Source organism: Vibrio ostreicida (genome assembly GCF_013074385.2).
Classification (GTDB): Bacteria; Pseudomonadota; Gammaproteobacteria; order Enterobacterales; family Vibrionaceae; genus Vibrio; species Vibrio ostreicida.
Genome location: NZ_JABEYA020000021.1, coordinates 23,737 through 43,176, shown reverse-complemented (window position 1 = coordinate 43,176; position 19,440 = coordinate 23,737). Strand labels below are relative to the sequence as shown.

At 44.7% G+C, this 19,440-nt stretch carries 17 protein-coding genes; 12 read left to right on the top strand and 5 right to left on the bottom strand.

What is annotated here, in order from left to right; genetic code table 11:
- The first annotated feature begins 340 nt into the window (after positions 1-340).
- The 3 genes from glyQ (at position 341) to HLM86_RS18685 (ending at position 4,765) form a co-directional block, all read left to right on the top strand.
- Positions 341-1,258, top strand: a complete 918-nt coding sequence (gene glyQ, locus HLM86_RS18695) for a glycine--tRNA ligase subunit alpha (protein ID WP_076590475.1) — start codon at positions 341-343, stop codon at positions 1,256-1,258.
- Positions 1,259-1,260: 2 nt separating this feature from the next.
- The gene (gene glyS, locus HLM86_RS18690; protein ID WP_170883701.1) at positions 1,261-3,327 is read left to right on the top strand and encodes a glycine--tRNA ligase subunit beta; all 2,067 of its coding nucleotides are present in this window, start codon (positions 1,261-1,263) and stop codon (positions 3,325-3,327) included.
- 190 nt (positions 3,328-3,517) lie between these two features.
- Complete coding sequence (locus HLM86_RS18685) at positions 3,518-4,765, top strand: valine--pyruvate transaminase (protein WP_170883702.1); 1,248 nt, start codon at positions 3,518-3,520, stop codon at positions 4,763-4,765.
- Positions 4,766-4,813: 48 nt separating this feature from the next.
- Here the strand turns inward: HLM86_RS18685 and HLM86_RS18680 are convergent, their stop codons facing one another.
- The 5 genes from HLM86_RS18680 to dnaA form a co-directional block, all read right to left on the bottom strand.
- Entirely contained in the window at positions 4,814-5,248 is a 435-nt protein-coding gene (locus HLM86_RS18680; protein WP_076590515.1) for an Hsp20 family protein, read from the bottom strand.
- Between the two features lie 418 nt (positions 5,249-5,666).
- Complete coding sequence (gene gyrB / locus HLM86_RS18675; protein WP_170883703.1) at positions 5,667-8,084, bottom strand: DNA topoisomerase (ATP-hydrolyzing) subunit B; 2,418 nt, start codon at positions 8,082-8,084, stop codon at positions 5,667-5,669.
- Positions 8,085-8,097: 13 nt separating this feature from the next.
- The gene (gene recF, locus HLM86_RS18670) at positions 8,098-9,180 is read right to left on the bottom strand and encodes a DNA replication/repair protein RecF (RefSeq protein ID WP_170883704.1); all 1,083 of its coding nucleotides are present in this window, start codon (positions 9,178-9,180) and stop codon (positions 8,098-8,100) included.
- A 1-nt stretch (position 9,181) separates the two neighbouring features.
- Entirely contained in the window at positions 9,182-10,282 is a 1,101-nt protein-coding gene (gene dnaN / locus HLM86_RS18665; RefSeq protein WP_170883705.1) for a DNA polymerase III subunit beta, read from the bottom strand.
- 68 nt (positions 10,283-10,350) lie between these two features.
- Entirely contained in the window at positions 10,351-11,757 is a 1,407-nt protein-coding gene (dnaA, locus tag HLM86_RS18660) for a chromosomal replication initiator protein DnaA (protein ID WP_076590481.1), read from the bottom strand.
- Positions 11,758-12,167: 410 nt separating this feature from the next.
- Here dnaA and HLM86_RS18655 point away from each other — a divergent pair, with 410 nt between their 5' ends.
- The 9 genes from HLM86_RS18655 (at position 12,168) to mioC (ending at position 18,999) form a co-directional block, all read left to right on the top strand.
- Complete coding sequence (locus HLM86_RS18655) at positions 12,168-12,914, top strand: amino acid ABC transporter substrate-binding protein (protein ID WP_076590482.1); 747 nt, start codon at positions 12,168-12,170, stop codon at positions 12,912-12,914.
- A gap of 98 nt (positions 12,915-13,012) precedes the next feature.
- On the top strand, positions 13,013-13,684 hold the full coding sequence (locus HLM86_RS18650; RefSeq protein ID WP_076590483.1) for an amino acid ABC transporter permease: 672 nt from the start codon (positions 13,013-13,015) through the stop codon (positions 13,682-13,684).
- Complete coding sequence (locus HLM86_RS18645) at positions 13,681-14,418, top strand: amino acid ABC transporter ATP-binding protein (protein ID WP_170883706.1); 738 nt, start codon at positions 13,681-13,683, stop codon at positions 14,416-14,418. The genes HLM86_RS18650 and HLM86_RS18645 overlap by 4 nt, the downstream gene beginning before the upstream one ends.
- A gap of 230 nt (positions 14,419-14,648) precedes the next feature.
- A complete protein-coding gene (rpmH, locus tag HLM86_RS18640; RefSeq protein WP_009600312.1) occupies positions 14,649-14,783 on the top strand; it encodes a 50S ribosomal protein L34 in 135 nt (44 codons plus the stop codon).
- A 46-nt stretch (positions 14,784-14,829) separates the two neighbouring features.
- Complete coding sequence (gene rnpA, locus HLM86_RS18635) at positions 14,830-15,153, top strand: ribonuclease P protein component (RefSeq protein WP_245798272.1); 324 nt, start codon at positions 14,830-14,832, stop codon at positions 15,151-15,153.
- Complete coding sequence (gene yidD / locus HLM86_RS18630; protein ID WP_076590486.1) at positions 15,120-15,377, top strand: membrane protein insertion efficiency factor YidD; 258 nt, start codon at positions 15,120-15,122, stop codon at positions 15,375-15,377. The genes rnpA and yidD overlap by 34 nt, the downstream gene beginning before the upstream one ends.
- 2 nt (positions 15,378-15,379) lie before the next feature.
- Positions 15,380-17,035 (top strand): membrane protein insertase YidC, encoded by a 1,656-nt coding sequence (gene yidC / locus HLM86_RS18625; RefSeq protein WP_170883707.1) that lies wholly within the window; start codon positions 15,380-15,382, stop codon positions 17,033-17,035.
- 116 nt (positions 17,036-17,151) lie between these two features.
- Positions 17,152-18,513: a tRNA uridine-5-carboxymethylaminomethyl(34) synthesis GTPase MnmE gene (mnmE, locus tag HLM86_RS18620; protein WP_076590488.1), complete on the top strand. Its 1,362-nt coding sequence runs from the start codon at positions 17,152-17,154 to the stop codon at positions 18,511-18,513.
- A 51-nt stretch (positions 18,514-18,564) separates the two neighbouring features.
- Positions 18,565-18,999, top strand: a complete 435-nt coding sequence (gene mioC / locus HLM86_RS18615; protein ID WP_076590489.1) for an FMN-binding protein MioC — start codon at positions 18,565-18,567, stop codon at positions 18,997-18,999.
- The last annotated feature ends 441 nt before the right edge of the window (positions 19,000-19,440 follow it).

The following is a 19,440-nucleotide window of genomic DNA, read 5'->3' as shown; positions in this document are numbered from 1 at the left end:
CAATTATGTTGACGAACGAACCTCACAAACAGACGTTTGTTACGGCAAGCTACTCCCCAAAGATACTCTCAATTCTATCGACCTCTCGGTTTCATCTCAAGTAGCAACATGGTCAAAATCGGTCTTTTAACCCAATTGAGGTTAATACTCCGAGAAATTTCTATTAAAGAGGAATATTGACTAGACATTAATCAAGATTAGCCCTACTCCCATACTCAATATCTGGGTATACTTGATGGTTATTTTCATCACATTAGTTTACTGACATTGATGAGACCGGCCGTTGTGACAACGCCTGTGTTCATCACTGATCGTACACAGAAGAATCGCGCGAACCATTATGCAAAAATACGATATCAAAACCTTCCAGGGAATGATCCTCGCGCTGCAGGATTATTGGGCTCAGAACGGCTGTACCATTGTTCAACCTTTGGACATGGAAGTCGGTGCTGGCACCTCCCACCCAATGACATGTCTAAGAGCACTTGGCCCTGAGCCGATGTCGACGGCATACGTTCAACCATCCCGTCGACCAACAGACGGCCGTTATGGTGAAAACCCAAACCGCCTGCAGCACTACTATCAGTTCCAAGTTGCCTTAAAGCCCTCTCCGGATAATATTCAGGAATTGTATTTGGGCTCTCTAGAAGTTCTTGGTGTCGATCCTCTGGTTCATGACATTCGCTTCGTAGAAGATAACTGGGAAAACCCAACACTCGGCGCATGGGGCTTAGGTTGGGAAGTGTGGTTAAACGGCATGGAAATCTCGCAATTTACTTACTTCCAGCAAGTGGGTGGTCTCGAATGCAAACCTGTCACTGGTGAGATTACTTACGGCATTGAACGCTTGGCTATGTACATCCAAGAAGTTGATTCTGTTTACGATCTCGTCTGGAACGTTACCTCAGACGGCAATGTCGTCACATACGGTGATATCTTCCATCAGAACGAAGTTGAACAATCAACCTACAACTTCGAACACGCGGATGTTGATTTTCTATTTACCTTCTTCGACCAGTGCGAAAAAGAATGTCAAATGCTGTTAGAACTGGAAAAGCCACTGCCGCTCCCAGCCTACGAGCGTATTTTGAAAGCAGGCCACGCATTTAATATTCTTGATGCGCGTAAAGCTATCTCTGTGACAGAGCGCCAACGTTATATCCTTCGTATACGTAATCTAACGAAGTCCGTTGCAGCCGCCTATTATGCCTCACGAGAAGCGCTTGGCTTCCCCATGTGCCGCAAGGAGGAGAAGTGATCATGGCCAAAGAATTTTTAATTGAACTGGGTACTGAAGAGCTTCCACCAACACAACTTCGTACACTAGCGGAAGCTTTTGCTGCCAACTTCGAAGCGGAACTCAACAACGCTGAGCTAACCTATAATGCCGTCAAGTGGTATGCTGCGCCTCGCCGTCTTGCCTTAAAAGTGGAAGCATTGTCTGAAGGTCAAGCGGACAAAATCGTAGAAAAGCGTGGCCCCGCGGTATCTGCCGCATTCGATGCTGAAGGGCTACCAACAAAGGCAGCACAGGGATGGGCACGTGGTAATGGCATTACCGTCGACCTTGCAGACCGCCTAACGACCGACAAAGGCGAATGGCTTTTATTCAAACAAGAAGTAAAAGGTCAAACAACAACGAAAATTATTGGTGATCTTGCCGCGAAAGCGCTAGCAAATTTGCCTATCGCTAAGCCGATGCGCTGGGGTAACAAAACCACTCAGTTTATCCGACCCGTAAAAACGCTAACAATGTTAATGGGCAGCGAGCTCATCGAAGGTGAAATCCTAGGTGTAACATCTGACCGCATTATTCGTGGGCACCGATTTATGGGTGAGCAAGCGTTCACTATTGATTCCGCAGAGCAATACCCAGCTATCCTAGAAGAGCGCGGGAAGGTCATGGCCGATTACGAAGCGCGTAAAGCCATCATCCTCACCGACGCTCAAAAAGCCGCCACCGCGGTGGGTGGCAAAGCGGATCTAGAAGACGACCTTGTCGAAGAAGTGACCTCTCTTGTTGAATGGCCTGTGGTACTGACCGCGAAGTTTGAAGAAGAGTTCCTAAAAGTACCTTCTGAAGCCTTGGTTTATACGATGAAAGGTGACCAGAAGTACTTCCCAGTTTACGACGACGATAAGAAGCTTCTTCCTCACTTTATTTTCGTGTCAAACATTGAATCGAAAGAGCCTCGCCACGTAATCGAAGGTAACGAGAAAGTTGTACGTCCACGTCTAGCGGATGCAGAATTCTTCTTCAACACAGACCGCAAGCGCCCTCTTATCGATCGTTTGCCTGAGCTAGACCAAGCGATCTTCCAAAAACAGCTCGGTACTATCAAAGACAAGACAGACCGTATTACTGAGCTTGCTGGCTACATCGCAGAACAGATCGACGCTGACGTTGAAAAATCTAAACGTGCTGGTTTGCTTGCGAAATGCGACCTGATGACCTCTATGGTATTCGAATTTACCGATACTCAGGGTGTTATGGGTATGCACTACGCCACACATGATGGTGAAGATGAACAGGTTGCACTCGCCCTTTACGAACAGTACATGCCTCGTTTTGCAGGTGATACCCTGCCAAGCACAGGTATTTCTTCTGCCGTTGCTATGGCTGATAAACTTGACACTATTGTTGGCATCTTTGGTATTGGTCAGGCACCAAAAGGCTCTGACCCATTCGCTCTGCGCCGTGCCTCACTTGGCGTGCTGCGTATTCTCGTTGAAAATGGCTACAATATTGATCTAACCGATCTCATCGCTAAAGCAAAATCTCTGTTTGGAGATCGCTTAACTAACGAGAAAGTGGAATCTGATGTGGTCGACTTTATGCTAGGTCGTTTCAGAACCTGGTACCAAGACGCAGGCTTCAGTATCGACATCATCCAAGCGGTGTTGGCTCGTCGTCCAACAAAACCAGCGGATTTCGACCAACGAGTTAAAGCAGTGTCACACTTCCGCGAGCTAGACGCAGCAGAAGCGCTGTCAGCAGCAAACAAACGTGTCGGCAATATATTGGCCAAATTTGATGGCGAATTAGCTGATGAGATCGATCTCTCTCTACTCCAAGAGGAGGCAGAAAAAGCGCTCGCCGAAAACGTTGAAGTCATGGCGGAAGCACTTGAGCCTGCATTCGCAACAGGCAACTATCAGGAAGCGTTGAGCAAACTCGCTAACTTACGAGATCCTGTTAATGCCTTCTTCGATAATGTCATGGTTATGGTCGATGATGAAACGCTGAAAAATAATCGTCTCACTCTACTGAATAAACTGCGCAACCTGTTCTTACAGGTAGCCGATATATCTCTGCTACAAAAGTAGTTATGTAGAGAATTCTGCCTATAAAAAAGCCCGGCTTACTTAGCCGGGCTTTTGTTTTCATGCTTGGCGTCATTTTATGCTTTGCCTCGTATACACATTAAGGTATGTTCAGAAATTCCTCTATTGGTTAGATACCTCTAACCAAGCTATTTATGAAGCAATGACAATAATGAATTAGGTATAACGACAAATGCAATTCTCTAAGTTTGGTAAAAAGTACACTCAGTATTCCGGTATTACACGTTTGATGGACGACTTAAATGATGGCCTTCGCACCCCTGGAGCGATCATGCTCGGTGGTGGGAACCCTGCCGCCATACCCGAGATGCTCGACTACTTTCATCAGGCCAGCGAGGAGATGCTTGCCAATGGTGAACTGATAGCCGCAATGGCAAACTATGATGGTCCACAAGGAAAAGATGCGTTTGTAAAAGCACTCGCCAAATTGCTCAAGGACACATATGGTTGGGACATCAGCGAAAAAAACATTAGCCTGACCAACGGCAGTCAAAGTGGGTTCTTCTACCTATTTAACCTCCTAGCGGGTCAACAGCCGGATGGCTCACACAAAAAGATTTTATTGCCCTTAGCCCCTGAGTACATTGGCTACGGCGATGCGGGTATCGATGAAAATATTTTTATTTCCTACCATCCCGATATCGAAATGCTCGACAATCGTTTGTTCAAATACCATGTTAATTTTGAGCAACTTAAAGTCGATGAATCAGTAGCGGCAATATGTGCATCAAGGCCAACAAACCCAACTGGCAATGTATTAACCGACCAAGAAATTTTAAAGTTGGACAAGCTGGCCCGCACCAATAATATTCCGCTCATCATTGATAACGCCTATGGTCTGCCATTTCCAAACATCATTTTTGAAGACGTACAGCCGTTTTGGAACGACAACACCATTCTTTGCATGAGTTTATCCAAATTGGGGCTACCCGGAGTGAGGTGTGGCATTGTGATTGCGAATGAAACCATCACTCAAGCCATGACCAATATGAATGGCATCATTAGTCTGGCTCCTGGGAGCCTAGGGCCAGCACTTGGTCATCATATGATCAAAAACAATGACATACTGAGACTCAGCAATCAGGTCATTAAACCTTTTTATCAACAAAAATCTCAGCGGGCATTAACGCTACTCAAAAATGCCATTTCTGATCCTCGCTTTCGTATCCACAAACCAGAAGGTGCAATGTTTCTATGGCTTTGGTTTGATGAGCTCCCCATCACCACAATGGAATTGTACCAAAGGCTTAAAGCACGGGGTGTACTGATTGTACCTGGTGAATACTTCTTCATTGGCCAAAACGATGACTGGGCGCATGCTCATCAGTGTCTACGGATGAATTACGTTCAGGATGACGACATGATGCAAAAAGGCATTGCTGTTATCGCTGAAGAAGTAAACAAAGCCTATTCAGAATGATCAAAAAAGAGCGCCGATGGCGCTCTTCACTCTCTTACTCGCTAAAAATTAAGCGTCGATCAGTTTTTGACCATTGATTGCAATTTTTCTAGGTTGCATGGCATCTGGAATTTCTCGCTCCAGATCAATGTGCAACAAGCCATTTTCCATACTGGCACCCACCACTTTAACGTAGTCAGCAAGCTGAAATTTACGCTCAAAATCACGCTCTGCAATTCCTTGATAAACATACGTTTTTTCTTCTTGTGACTGGCGCTCACCTTTTACGATCAGCGTATTTTCTTTCTGAGTCAAATCAAGCTGTGTCTCAGAAAACCCTGCCACCGCCATAATAATACGGTAGTTATTCTCATCTTTCTGTTCGATGTTATAGGGAGGGTAACCGCCGGACGTGTTTTTCGATGAATTGGCTTCCATCATGTTAACCAGACGATCAAAACCAATGGCGTTGCGATAAAGTGGAGTGAAATCTACAGTTCTCATCATGCTATCCTCTTAAGTTAAGCAATAGTCTTAGCCTGAGTTTGCTTGGCTCTCTATCATTAAGGAGCAAGCGGCTAAGGGCTCGAATTTTATTCCGCTCGGACATAAAATCGAATCAAGTCAGTGTGCGTGATAACCAACATCCTCTCGTGAGCGATGTGAAATCCGCAGTTTCAGAGTTCTGTTGCTTCTCTCATCGAGCAAGACAGACATCCTCTTCATAAATAGATATATGGATAGCGCTACATCGTTTCAAGGGCAGCGCTAACATTATTTTCATAGATCAAAAAAGCACCGCCTTAACAGGCGGTGCTTTTATTCGTTTTGGTTTGACCTATGGAGCGCAATTTCGCGTTAATTTAATTCAGTATGAAACCCATGACGCTCCACACAAAAACAAAATCGCATCGCCACGCGCTTAAACGTCCAGGTTAGCAACTTTCAACGCATTCTCTTCGATAAAGTTACGACGAGGTTCAACCTGATCGCCCATCAAGGTAGTAAACAATTGATCAGCACCGACAGCATCTTCAATCGTAACCTGCATCATGCGACGAGTTTCTGGGTCCATAGTGGTTTCCCAAAGCTGATCGGGGTTCATTTCACCCAAACCTTTGTATCGTTGCAAACTCAGCCCACGGCGAGATTCTTTTATCAACCACTCAGTGGCATCGACAAAGCTAGAAATAGCCTGTGTACGTTCACCACGCTTGATGTATGCGCCCTCTTCAATCAACCCTTCCAGCGCTTCAGAAAGCGTCGCAAGCTTGCCATACTCTTTGGAATTGATCAGGTCAATACTCAGCGCATGTTCATGGGTCACCCCGTGAGTGCGTACGATCACTTTAGGTAAGTTAAGTCCTAACTCTGCATGCTGCTCAACTTCAAAGCTGTATTGGCTCGCACCGACTTCTTTCGCATTGAGTTGATCAACAAGTTGCTTGGTCCATGATTGAACTTCAGCGGTATCTTGGCACTGTTCAGCGCTCAGACGAGGCGTATAAATGAGCTCATGAATCAACGCTTTTGGATAGCGACGACTCATGCGTTCCACCAACTTAATACCCGCATTATACTGCTGAACCAACTTCTCTAGCGCTTCACCTGATAGGGCTGGCGCTTCTGCGTTAACATGAAGAGCAGCATTATCAAGCGCTAATGAGACTTGGTATTGGTTCATCGCATCTTCATCTTTGATGTATTGCTCTTGCTTGCCTTTCTTGACCTTATACAGTGGTGGTTGAGCGATATAAATATATCCTCGCTCGATCAATTCTGGCATTTGACGATAGAAGAAGGTCAACAATAACGTGCGAATATGTGAACCATCAACGTCCGCATCTGTCATGATAATAATGTTGTGATAGCGCAGTTTATCAGGGTTATATTCATCACGCCCAATACCACAACCCAGTGCTGTGATGAGTGTGGCCACCTCTTGAGACGAGAGCATTTTATCAAAACGCGCCTTCTCAACGTTCAGAATTTTCCCCTTGAGCGGCAATATAGCCTGATTCTTACGATTACGTCCTTGTTTTGCAGAACCACCAGCGGAATCACCCTCCACTATGTAAAGTTCTGAAAGTGCTGGGTCTTTTTCCTGACAATCCGCCAGCTTACCTGGCAGTCCAGCCAAATCAAGCGCTCCTTTACGACGTGTCATTTCACGTGCTTTACGCGCCGCTTCACGAGCTCGAGCGGCATCGATAATCTTGGAACACACCATCTTCGCTTCTGCTGGGTTCTCTACCAAAAACTCTGACAGTTTTTCTCCCATCGCAGACTCAACCGCAGATTTTACTTCTGAGGAAACAAGCTTGTCTTTCGTCTGGCTTGAGAATTTAGGATCAGGCACTTTAACAGACACGACCGCGGTTAGGCCTTCACGAGCATCATCTCCTGACGTCGATGTTTTTGCTTTTTTAGAAAAACCTTCTTTGTCCATGAAGGAATTCAGCGTACGCGTCAGTGCCGCACGAAAACCGGCTAAGTGTGTGCCACCATCACGCTGCGGGATATTGTTAGTGAAACAGTAGATGTTTTCTTGGAAACCATCATTCCACTGCATTGCGACTTCAACCGAAATACCGTCTTCACGTTCAAAATCGAAGTGAAAGATCTTATCAATAATGGGCGTTTTATTGGTGTTAAGGTGATCAACAAATGCCCGAATACCACCTTCAAACATGAAATGATCACTCTTGTCTTCTTCACGCTCATCTTTCAGCATGATAGAAACACCGGAGTTAAGAAATGAAAGTTCTCGTAAACGCTTGGCGAGAATATCATAGTGGAATTCAGTGTTTGTGAAGGTATCACCACTTGGCCAGAAACGGATTTTTGTTCCCGTTGTCTCGGTCTCACCCACAACCGATAGCGGCGCTTGGGGCTCACCATGATGGTAGGTTTGCGCATGAACGTGACCACCACGATGAATGGTTAGCGTGACTTTTTCTGAAAGTGCATTGACCACAGAGACACCCACACCGTGAAGTCCGCCTGATACCTTGTACGAATTATCATCGAACTTACCACCAGCGTGAAGTACTGTCATGATCACTTCTGCGGCCGATACATTTTCCTCAGTGTGCATTTCCGTCGGTATGCCACGGCCATCATCACTTACAGATACTGAGTTGTCCTCATGAATTGTCACAATGATGTCTTTACAGTGACCAGCTAACGCTTCATCAATTGAGTTATCCACCACCTCAAAAACCATGTGGTGTAGACCGGTTCCATCATCCGTGTCGCCGATGTACATTCCTGGACGCTTTCGAACCGCATCCAGACCCTTTAGTACCTTAATACTCGATGAATCGTAATTTTCAGACATGAGTTATCTTCCACTATATATTTTGCTCTATTGTGCCATGTTCCACACGGAACATCCTGACATTTTCGCCCAACATGTCGGCGATCTGACTTTCAGTAATAGAACTGATAAAAACTTGTGCCCTCGTCTCTTTTAAGCAATCAGCGAGACGCTTGCGACGTTGGCTATCTAATTCAGAGGCAAAGTCATCAATTAAGTAGACGCATTGCTTGTTGGTCATTTCTGCTAAATGTTGGCCCTGAGCGAGACGCAAGGCACAAACCATCAGCTTTAACTGACCGCGTGACAAGACATCTTCCACCGGAGTACCGCCCACTTTTATTTTTAGATCAGCTTTATTGGGGCCACTAAACGTGTAACCAAGCGACTGATCTCTTTCAAAATTTTTTTCTAAAATATCTTGATATGGAGTATCCCTATCCCAACCACGGTAGTAGTTTAGCTTTACATCAAACTCAGGTAAAAATCCCTGACATATATCCTTTGCTTTGTCAGACATTTGTTCAATATAAGTGGCCCGCCACTGGCTAATACTTTCAGCCAGCGTTGCCATTTCTCTATCCCAATACGACAGCTCACGATAGCTCTTTGCGCTTTTCAACAATGCATTACGCTGTTTGTTCAAGCGCTTAAACCGCCCCCAAGCATCATAAAATGCAGACTCTGTATGAAACACACCCCAGTCGATAAATGCCCGACGATGCTTAGGTCCATCCGTGAGCAAATCAAACCCATCTGGATGAATCAGTTGCAATGGCAACACCTGTGCTAACTGTGCCAGTTTCTGACCAGATTGGCCGCCTATTTTAACCTCTGTTGAACCATCACGCTGCTTATTAATCCCAATAGGTAACTCAAATTGATCCGAGTTCAAAAAACGACCGTGAACAAACAGCTCTTCACTGTCATTTTGTATCACTCGACCAGTAAGACTGCTTTTAAATGAACGCCCATGTCCCAGTAAGTAAATCGCTTCTAATACGCTGGTTTTGCCACTGCCATTTGGTCCAATAATAAAGTTAAAGCCTGCTGATAATTTGATATCACAGGCTTTAATATTACGAAATTGCTTAATGATCAGTCGAGAAAGCGGCATGCTAGAGTCGAATCGGCATCACTACGTACATGGCGCTATCGTCATCAAAATTCTCAATCATGGCACTGGCATTCGCATCCGACATAGAGACACGCACTTTTTCGCAACGAAGCGTATTAAGTACATCAATGACATAACTGACATTGAAGCCAATTTCTATATCATCACCTTCGAAGTTTACATCCAGCATTTCTTCGGCTTCTTCTTGCTCTGGATTATTTGCGGTAATACGCATTTCGCTGCCAGATAAATTGACTCGTACCCCACGAAATTTTTCATTCGACAATATCGCGGCGCGTGAAAACGCCTGACGCAATTCATCACACTCAGCTTCAAGTGTTTTTGTCGTGGTTTGCGGCATAACGCGGCGATAATCAGGAAAACGTCCATCCACCAACTTGGAGGTAAAGATAAAATTATTCACCTCAACACGAAGGTTGGAACTGCCAATTTGTAACGTCAATGGTTGCTCGGGCGCATCCAGCAATTTCACCAATTCTAATACGCCTTTACGCGGTACAATAATTTGCTGTTGAGCAAAATCAGCGCCTAAAGGCACCTGAGATACTGCCATACGGTGTCCGTCCGTCGCGACACTGCGAAGCGTTGTCTCTTCAATTTCGAACAACATGCCATTGAGGTAGTAACGCACATCTTGATTTGCCATCGAAAACTGAGTCTTTTCGATCAGCCCGCGTAGCTCTCCTTGAGTCATCGAAACTTCAACTTCACTTTGCCAATCTTCAATATTGGGGAAATCATTGGCCGGCAAAGTAGAAAGCGAAAAACGACTGCGCCCAGAACTTACCTGAACACGATCGCCTTCCAGTATAAAGGTAATCACTGCGTTTTCAGGCAACCCACGACAAATATCCAGAAACTTTCTAGATGGCACAGTGACAGCGCCAGCCTCACAATCACCTTCCAGTGCCACACGGCTTATCAACTCAACTTCCAAGTCAGTCGCCGTCATTGACAAAACATTATCGCCCACTTTCAACAACAGGTTACCCAATATAGGCAATGCAGGGCGCCCACCTAAAGCACCAGACACTTGTTGAAGCGGCTTGAGTAAGTGGCTACGGTCAATCGAGAATTTCATAGTACGCTCTTATAAGAATTCGTTTGGCTTAACGGTATTATTCTATTCCGTGTTTAGGATACTTTGGTTTAGGAAGAAAGGGTACGAATCAAGTTGGAATAATCTTCTTTAATATCGTGACTTTCTTCGCGCAGCTGTTCAATCTTACGGCAAGCGTGCAAAACCGTAGTATGGTCGCGGCCACCAAAGGCGTCACCGATTTCTGGCAAGCTGTGATTCGTCAACTCTTTCGCTAAAGCCATGGCAAGTTGTCGTGGGCGCGCAACCGAACGAGACCGGCGCTTTGACAGCAAGTCTGCAACTTTGATTTTGTAGTATTCAGCTACTGTTTTTTGGATATTATCTATCGTAACCAGCTTTTCTTGGAGCGCCAACAAATCGCGTAACGCCTCACGAACAAAATCGATGGTGATTGGACGACCAGTGAAATTGGCATTAGCAATAACACGATTCAAAGCCCCTTCAAGCTCGCGAACGTTAGAGCGAAGGCGCTTCGCAATGAAAAAGGCCACTTCATCGGCAAGGTGAATCTGATGATCTTCCGCTTTTTTCATCAAAATAGCGACACGAGTTTCAAGCTCTGGCGGCTCTATCGCCACGGTCAACCCCCATCCAAAACGCGATTTCAGTCGATCTTCTACCCCACTGATCTCTTTAGGGTAGCGATCTGACGTTAGGATGATTTGCTGATTACCCTCAAGTAAGGCATTGAAAGTATGAAAAAACTCTTCCTGTGACCGTTCTTTATTGGCAAAAAATTGAATATCATCAATCAACAACGCGTCGACACTGCGATAATACCGTTTAAATTCTTCTATTGCGTTGTTTTGCAAGGCTTTAACCATATCTTGAACAAAACGCTCTGAATGCATGTAAACCACTTTTGCATTACGCTTGTTATCAACAATCGCATTGCCCACAGCATGCAGTAAGTGAGTCTTCCCAAGCCCAGTTCCACCATAAAGAAAGAGCGGATTATAGGCAGAACCTGGATTATCAGACACCTGTCGCGCAGCGGCAAGCCCAAGTTGGTTAGATTTACCCTCAACAAAATTATTGAATTTATGTTTTGGGTTCACATTTGAGCGGTGGTTGATTTCCGCCACTTGCTGTTCATCATCGTCCCACGTTTTGTGAACCGGTTTTCGAGCAGCAAGCTGCGCAGGCGCAGAAGACGCTGCAGCCACATCCGCCGGTGTTCGTTTTGGTGCCAATTTGGGACTAGAGAGTCGGCGGCTACCTACCTCAAAACGCAAACTGGGAACATCATTGCCACAATATTCCTGCAGTAGGTGGTTAATACTATTGAGGTATCTATCACGAACCCAATCTAAAACAAAGCGGTTAGGTGCAAACAAAGTGAGAGTATTGTCATTGAGCTCCGCTTGTAACGGACGTACCCACATACTGAATTCTGTAGCTGGTAACTCTTCTTGAAGCTGTTGCATACATTGCAACCAAAGCGAAGATGACACGGTGCCCCCACTCAAAGTAAATGATCGGAAAAGATTGGTAATTTTACCTGTTGATAACCAAGATCGCCAGCAAATGATCGGCGATCCAGTGAATAAGATCTAAGTTATTCACAATATTTCCATCATTATTCTCGACTTCGACACAAGCTGCCCCAATATTGTTCACACTTTGATCCACATTTGGGCGATATTTAAGCAGATCTTAAATTGGTGATAAGTCTGTGTATGAAGACGTAAACTCTGGTGATGGATCATGGTTTCGCTTGCGTGAAAATGGTGTGCAAGGCGCTCACTAACGGATGATCACCGAGAGCTTATTCCCCATCAGTCTAGGTTATTGCACTTGGTTATTTATATAGTTAACTGAAGTAACAGTAGTATCTATGCCCATAAAACTATGGAGTTAAATTATGAATAACTGGATTAAAGCTGCTGTTGCAGCTGTTGTACTCTCTGCAGCAACCGTTCAAGCTGCGACGGATATCAAAGTAGGAATGTCTGGGCGTTACTTCCCATTTACTTTTGTTCAGCAAGATAAACTCCAAGGTTTCGAAGTTGATTTATGGGATGAAATCGGCCAGCGCAATGATTATAACGTAGAGTATGTAACTGCAAATTTTTCTGGGTTATTTGGTCTTCTGGAAACAGGGCGTATTGACACTATATCGAACCAGATCACCATAACCGACACCCGCAAAGCTCGATACCTGTTTGCGGATCCTTATGTGATAGACGGCGCTCAGATCACGGTTCGCAACGGTAACGAGGACATCAAAGGTATCGATGATCTTAAAGGAAAAACGGTGGCCGTAAATCTAGGATCAAACTTTGAACAATTGCTACGCCGCCACGATACCGACAATCAGATCACCATCAAAACCTACGACACTGGAATTGAACACGATGTCGCATTAGGCCGAGCCGATGCTTTTGTCATGGATCGTTTGTCAGCGCTGGAATTAATCAAAAAAACCGGTCTACCATTACAATTAGCAGGCCAACCATTTGAAACGATTCAAAACGCGTGGCCATTCGTTAACAATGATAATGGCAAAAAACTTCAAACAGAAGTCAATCGTGCTCTAGCTGAAATGCGAGCAGACGGTACGCTTGAGAACATTTCCCAAAAATGGTTTGGTGCAGACATCACAAAGTAACTCTCTTTGCTTCTACACATGACGAACCCGCTGCTTAAATGACTTTGGCAGTGGGTTTTGTTTTTCTCTAAGATACTTATTTTAAACTGGGATAGATTATGGGATTCGATTTTAACTACATGCTGAATTTGATGCCGATACTGCTAAAGTATCTTAGCACCACGATGGAGATGGCAGTATGGGGTTTGGTATTTTCACTTATTTTAGCCCTCATATTGGCGAACATTAGGGTATTTCGAGTTCCGGTGCTCAATCAGCTAAGTCAGTTGTACATTAGTTTTTTTCGCGGTACACCTCTCTTAGTCCAGCTTTTTCTGCTCTACTATGGTTTGCCGCAAATATTCCCTTTTCTCGTCGGCCTCAATGCATTCAGTGCTGCCGTAATAGGGCTGACACTCCACTTTGCTGCTTATATGGCAGAAAGCATTCGAGCCGCGATTATTGGTATCGATCGCAGTCAAATGGAAGCCAGTCTGTCCGTTGGTATGACAACATCTCAAGCAATGCGTCGAGTCATTTTGCCTCAGGCAACCCGAGTTGCCCTGCCTTCTTTAATGAATTACTTCATTGATATGATCAAATCGACCTCTCTAGCGTTCACTTTGGGCGTAGCCGAAATCATGGCCAAAGCGCAAATGGAAGCGTCTTCCAGCTTTCGATTTTTTGAAGCCTTCCTCGCCGTCGCTCTTATCTACTGGGGCGTCGTCATCATACTCACTAGAGTACAAATACAAGCTGAAGCCCAATTAAATAAGGCGTATGAAAGATGATCAAACTAGAAAATATCCACAAACGCTTTGGTGATAGTGCAGTACTTCAAGGTATCGATCTTGATATAAAACAAGGCGAGATCATTGTCATTATTGGTTCGAGTGGTACGGGAAAATCAACGCTTTTGAGAACCATCAACTTTCTAGAAAACGCGGATAAAGGCACCATCACAATTGATAATGTTAGCGTTGACACCGAAAAACCAACCAAATCGGAAATACTGACACTGCGTCGAAAGACTGGGTTTGTTTTTCAAAATTACGCATTATTCGCCCATAGGACCGCTCGTGAAAATATAGCTGAGGGCCTTATTACTGTTCGAGGGTGGAACAAGGCAAAAGCCTTGGTGCACGCTCAGACGATTCTTGATGATATCGGTTTAAGTGATAAAGGAGACAGCTATCCTGCCGCGCTCTCAGGTGGTCAGCAGCAACGGGTGGGTATTGGGCGAGCAATGGCACTAAAACCTGAACTTTTGTTGTTTGATGAACCAACCTCAGCACTGGATCCGGAGTGGGTTGGAGAAGTACTCCAATTAATGAAGACATTAGCACAACAACATCAGACGATGCTGGTGGTCACTCATGAAATGCAGTTTGCTAAAGACGTCGCCGATCGGGTGATTTTCATGGCGGAAGGAAAGATTGTAGAACAGGGTTCCCCACAAGATATCTTTGATCATCCACAAGACCCTCGTTTGCAAAAATTCCTGCGTCTTGTTGGTGTGGAATAAAGATCATTAGCAATAGCCGTATGATCCTTGAGATTTTGCTCACACAACGTATAATCGCCCAGTTGGAATTTAGCGCTTGCACAAAGATTGACACTTTGTGTGACTGTGATTACAATTCCGCCTCTTTGTCGAAAGGTGCCGGTTTATCTCTTTTACTCTAGTAAAGCAGATACTATGACCATCACTGAATAAACATTGACCTAAAACTACTGATCAGTAAAGGTATTATCATGAAACGCACTTTTCAACCTTCAGTTCTAAAGCGTAAGCGTAGCCACGGTTTCCGTGCTCGCATGGCAACTAAGAACGGTCGTAAAGTAATTAATGCACGTCGTGCAAAAGGCCGTGCGCGCCTTTCAAAATAATCATTAGTTTATTTTGAATACGTACGCGTTCCATCGGGAGTTACGTTTGTTAACTCCCGAGCATTATCAAAATGTCTTCAAGCAAGCTCATAGAGCAGGCTCACCCCATTTCACCATTATTGCTCGTAAAAATAACCTATCTCATCCCAGATTAGGCCTTGCTGTACCTAAAAAGCAGATAAAAACGGCTGTCGGTCGGAATCGCTTCAAACGCTTAGCCCGAGAAAGCTTTCGCAATCAACAGCATCAGCTTGCTCATAAAGACTTTGTGGTTATCGCAAAGAAAAGCGCCCAAGATCTGAGCAATGAAGAAATACTTAAACTATTTGATAAATTATGGCAGCGCCTGTCTCGCCCCTCGCGCGGGTAGCAATCGGACTTGTCCGCCTTTATCAAGGTCTTATTAGTCCGCTTTTGGGACCACGCTGTCGTTTCAGTCCAACTTGCTCTGCATACGCCATAGAGGCAATTAAAGCTCATGGATGTGTAAAAGGTTGTTGGTTATCAAGCAAACGTCTATTAAAATGCCACCCTTTGAGTGAAGGCGGTTTTGATCCCGTTCCACCAGTCCAACAACAAGACAGAGATAAATAACGATGGATTCTCAACGAAATATCCTGTTAATCGCGCTAGCACTGGTTTCTTTTCTGTTGTTTCAACAATGGCAAGTAGAAAAGAACCCAAAACCGCAGCCGATTGAACAGGCTCAATCAAGCAGTACGTTACCTGCACCGTCTTTTGCTGATGAATTAGACCCAGCACCTACTCAGCAAGCATCTGCCAAAACGATTACCGTTACCACTGATGTATTGACTCTGATGATTGATACCGTTGGTGGTGATATTGTCAGCGCCGAGCTCAATCAATACGCAGCAGAGCTCGATTCAGCTGATTCTTTCGTTCTATTAAAAGACGAGCCGGGTCATCAGTTTATTGCTCAAAGTGGTTTAGTTGGCCCTCAAGGTATCGATCTTAGCAGTACAAACCGACCTGCTTATGCCGTCAGCGCTGACCAATATGTGTTAACACAAGATCAAAATGAATTACGTATTCCAATGGCCTATCAAGCCAATGGCCTTGAATATACCAAGACGTTTGTGGTTAAACGTGGCAGCTACGCAATCAATGTTGAGTACGATATCGTTAACCGTTCTGGTAACAATGCTACGTTTGGCATGTATGCACACTTGCGCCAAAACCTGATGGATGATGGTGGCAGTATTACGATGCCAACCTACCGAGGTGGTGCATACTCAACAGAAGAAACTCGTTACAAAAAATATAGCTTTGACGATATGCAAGATCGCAATTTGTCTCTGCCATTACCGGACGGAAAAGGCTGGGCAGCAATGATTCAGCACTATTTCGCCGCAGCATGGATACCCCGCAACGAGGCAGGTACTAACCTATATACTCGCGTGATCGGTAACCTCGGCGATATTGGCGTTCGTATGCCAAATAAAACCATCGCCAACGGCGACAGCACGACATTTCAGGCCACATTGTGGGTCGGTCCTAAACTGCAAGATCAAATGGCAGCGACAGCGGACAACCTTGATTTGGTGGTTGATTACGGATGGCTATGGTTCCTAGCGAAACCATTGCATACCTTCCTTTCATTTATTCAGTCTGGCGGCGAACTACTTGGATTAATCAGTTTTCCATACGGTGTGGGTAACTGGGGTGTCGCCATTATCATCCTGACATTCTGTGTACGTGGAGCGATGTATCCGCTAACTAAAGCGCAATATACCTCAATGGCAAAAATGCGCATGCTGCAGCCCAAGCTTCAAGCAATGCGTGAGCGTATCGGCGATGATCGCCAGCGTATGAGCCAAGAAATGATGGAACTTTACAAAAAAGAAAAAGTAAATCCATTGGGTGGCTGTCTACCGCTAATATTTCAAATGCCAATATTCATTGCTCTTTACTGGGCATTGATGGAATCCGTTGAGCTACGTCATTCTCCGTTCTTTGGTTGGATCACTGACCTTTCAGCAAAAGATCCTTACTACATCTTGCCATTGCTGATGGGCGCTTCAATGTTTATGATCCAGAAGATGAGTCCGACAACCGTCACAGACCCTATGCAACAGAAAATCATGACCTTTATGCCGGTGATGTTTACTGTCTTCTTCCTGTTCTTCCCATCAGGTTTAGTTCTGTACTGGTTGGTATCGAATATCGTTACCCTTATTCAGCAAACACTTATTTATAAGGCGCTGGAGAAGAAAGGCTTACACTCCAAGTAACCACTCTGTCCCATATCAGAGAAAGGCGACCAATAAGGTCGCCTTTTTATTTATAGCTGATTACAATTCATCTCAATCACTACTTCCCTTGTGGATCGACGCTTATAGGTAATCAAATGAATACAGAGACCATTGTCGCTCAAGCCACCGCGCCCGGACGAGGCGGCGTTGGTATAATCAGAATATCTGGCCCTCTTGCTGAAAAAGTCGCAATAGAGCTGACTCAAAAACAGTTACGCCCAAGATACGCAGAATATATTCCCTTTCTCGCAGAAGATGGCTCCGAATTAGATCAAGGCCTTGCTCTATTTTTTCCAAATCCCAATTCGTTTACAGGCGAAGATGTTCTTGAATTGCAAGGGCATGGCGGCCCCATCGTCATCGATATGTTGATCAAGCGTATTCTCAAAATACCAGGAATACGAACCGCTCGACCTGGCGAATTTTCTGAACGTGCCTTCCTAAACGATAAACTCGATTTAACGCAAGCAGAAGCCATTGCGGATCTCATTGACGCCAGCTCTGAGGAAGCCGCCAAGTCAGCCCTACAGTCACTACAAGGGGTATTTTCACAACACATTAATACCTTGGTAGAGTCGTTAATTCACTTGAGAATCTACGTCGAAGCAGCGATTGACTTCCCAGAAGAAGAAATTGACTTTTTAGCCGACGGAAAAGTCTCTTCTGATTTACAAGCCATTATCGATAACCTTAACCGCGTTCGCCAACAAGCCAATCAAGGCGCAATTATGCGTGAAGGGATGAAAGTCGTGATAGCGGGTCGCCCCAATGCGGGTAAATCAAGTTTACTGAATGCGCTCTCAGGCAAGGATTCCGCGATTGTTACTGATATTGCAGGGACAACTCGAGATGTTCTTCGAGAGCATATTCATATCGACGGTATGCCACTCCACATCATCGATACCGCGGGACTTCGCGATGCCTCTGATGAAGTAGAAAGAATAGGTATTGAACGTGCGTGGGATGAGATAGAACAAGCTGACAGAGTCTTATTTATGGTGGATGGCACAACGACCGATGAGACAGATCCAAAACAAATCTGGCCCGATTTCATTGATCGTTTACCAAAAAACCTCGGCATTACGGTGATCCGTAACAAGGCGGATCAAACAAACGAAGCACTCGGAATTTGTCACGTCAATGATCCAACCTTAATCCGGCTTTCAGCAAAAACAGGACAAGGGGTTGAATCATTGCGAACCCATCTCAAAGAATGTATGGGCTTTGCAGGTGCGAATGAAGGGGGCTTTATGGCTCGAAGACGCCATCTAGAAGCCTTGGAAAGTGCAGCACGGCACCTCGATATTGGTCAGCAGCAACTTGAGGGCTACATGGCTGGAGAGATACTCGCTGAAGAACTTAGAATCACTCAGCAGTACCTCAACGAAATTACTGGCGAGTTCGGTTCTGATGATCTTCTCGGGCGTATCTTTTCGTCTTTCTGTATTGGGAAATAGTACTATAAGTAACCGCTATTCATCTCATTGTTATCCAATAAAGGAAATACTATGATCCAAATCATTACGGGCAGCACTCTCGGCGGTGCTGAATATGTGGGTGATCACCTCAGTGATTTACTGGTTGAAAAAGGGTTTGAAACCCAGATACATAACCACCCTAGCATCGAAGAAATACCGGCTGAAGGATGTTGGTTATTGATTACCTCAACCCATGGTGCTGGTGAATACCCTGATAATATCCAACCCTTTATTCAGGCTCTTCAAAACACCCCGCCTAAAATGTCAAACGTGAGATATGCAGTCATAGCGATTGGTGATTCTAGCTATGACACATTTTGTGCCGCCGGAAAACACGCCCACGAATTACTGGCTGACATTGGAGCAACAGCGGTGACTGACTGCTTGACCATAGATATTCTAGAGCATGATGTCCCAGAAGATGCTGCTGAGTCGTGGCTCATGAAACATATCCATCAAATTTAACCTTCAAATAAAAGTGGCTAGGGTTCACAAAGCCACTTTTCTGCCTAAATACATACCTAAAGATGATGAAATATTAACCAGACCAGTTGTGGATAAAAAAAAGATATCCGGTGATTAGCCTTTATTTATCCACTTAATAACTATTTTTGATCCGATCACCTGTGTATAAACAGGTATTTTGATCTCAGGAAATCCTCATCATGATCAGTATAAGATCACATGATATGATCTCCACAAGATCGATGATCCTATTGATCATTTATCACTTATCCACAGAGATCGTCGATCCTAATAATAGATCTTATAAAAGATCATATATAAAGATCCTATATCAGTAAGTTTTGTCAGACGCTTAAATCTAAAATCAATAAAAGCGATTTTCTATCCTAGGGAAAGCAGGTAGAATATCGCTCCCTTACCTGTCCAGCTCTTTATTGAATA

What these genes read in the sequence shown, in the direction of transcription:
- yidC (WP_170883707.1), top strand. Translation starts at nt 15,380, where the DNA reads ATGGATTCTCAACGAAATATCCTGTTAATCGCGCTAGCACTGGTTTCT.
- glyS (WP_170883701.1), top strand. Translation starts at nt 1,261, where the DNA reads ATGGCCAAAGAATTTTTAATTGAACTGGGTACTGAAGAGCTTCCACCA.
- HLM86_RS18680 (WP_076590515.1), bottom strand. Translation starts at nt 5,248, where the DNA reads ATGAGAACTGTAGATTTCACTCCACTTTATCGCAACGCCATTGGTTTT.
- recF (WP_170883704.1), bottom strand. Translation starts at nt 9,180, where the DNA reads ATGCCGCTTTCTCGACTGATCATTAAGCAATTTCGTAATATTAAAGCC.
- mnmE (WP_076590488.1), top strand. Translation starts at nt 17,152, where the DNA reads ATGAATACAGAGACCATTGTCGCTCAAGCCACCGCGCCCGGACGAGGC.
- dnaN (WP_170883705.1), bottom strand. Translation starts at nt 10,282, where the DNA reads ATGAAATTCTCGATTGACCGTAGCCACTTACTCAAGCCGCTTCAACAA.
- rpmH (WP_009600312.1), top strand. Translation starts at nt 14,649, where the DNA reads ATGAAACGCACTTTTCAACCTTCAGTTCTAAAGCGTAAGCGTAGCCAC.
- HLM86_RS18650 (WP_076590483.1), top strand. Translation starts at nt 13,013, where the DNA reads ATGGGATTCGATTTTAACTACATGCTGAATTTGATGCCGATACTGCTA.
- glyQ (WP_076590475.1), top strand. Translation starts at nt 341, where the DNA reads ATGCAAAAATACGATATCAAAACCTTCCAGGGAATGATCCTCGCGCTG.
- gyrB (WP_170883703.1), bottom strand. Translation starts at nt 8,084, where the DNA reads ATGTCTGAAAATTACGATTCATCGAGTATTAAGGTACTAAAGGGTCTG.
- HLM86_RS18645 (WP_170883706.1), top strand. Translation starts at nt 13,681, where the DNA reads ATGATCAAACTAGAAAATATCCACAAACGCTTTGGTGATAGTGCAGTA.
- HLM86_RS18685 (WP_170883702.1), top strand. Translation starts at nt 3,518, where the DNA reads ATGCAATTCTCTAAGTTTGGTAAAAAGTACACTCAGTATTCCGGTATT.
- yidD (WP_076590486.1), top strand. Translation starts at nt 15,120, where the DNA reads ATGGCAGCGCCTGTCTCGCCCCTCGCGCGGGTAGCAATCGGACTTGTC.
- HLM86_RS18655 (WP_076590482.1), top strand. Translation starts at nt 12,168, where the DNA reads ATGAATAACTGGATTAAAGCTGCTGTTGCAGCTGTTGTACTCTCTGCA.
- mioC (WP_076590489.1), top strand. Translation starts at nt 18,565, where the DNA reads ATGATCCAAATCATTACGGGCAGCACTCTCGGCGGTGCTGAATATGTG.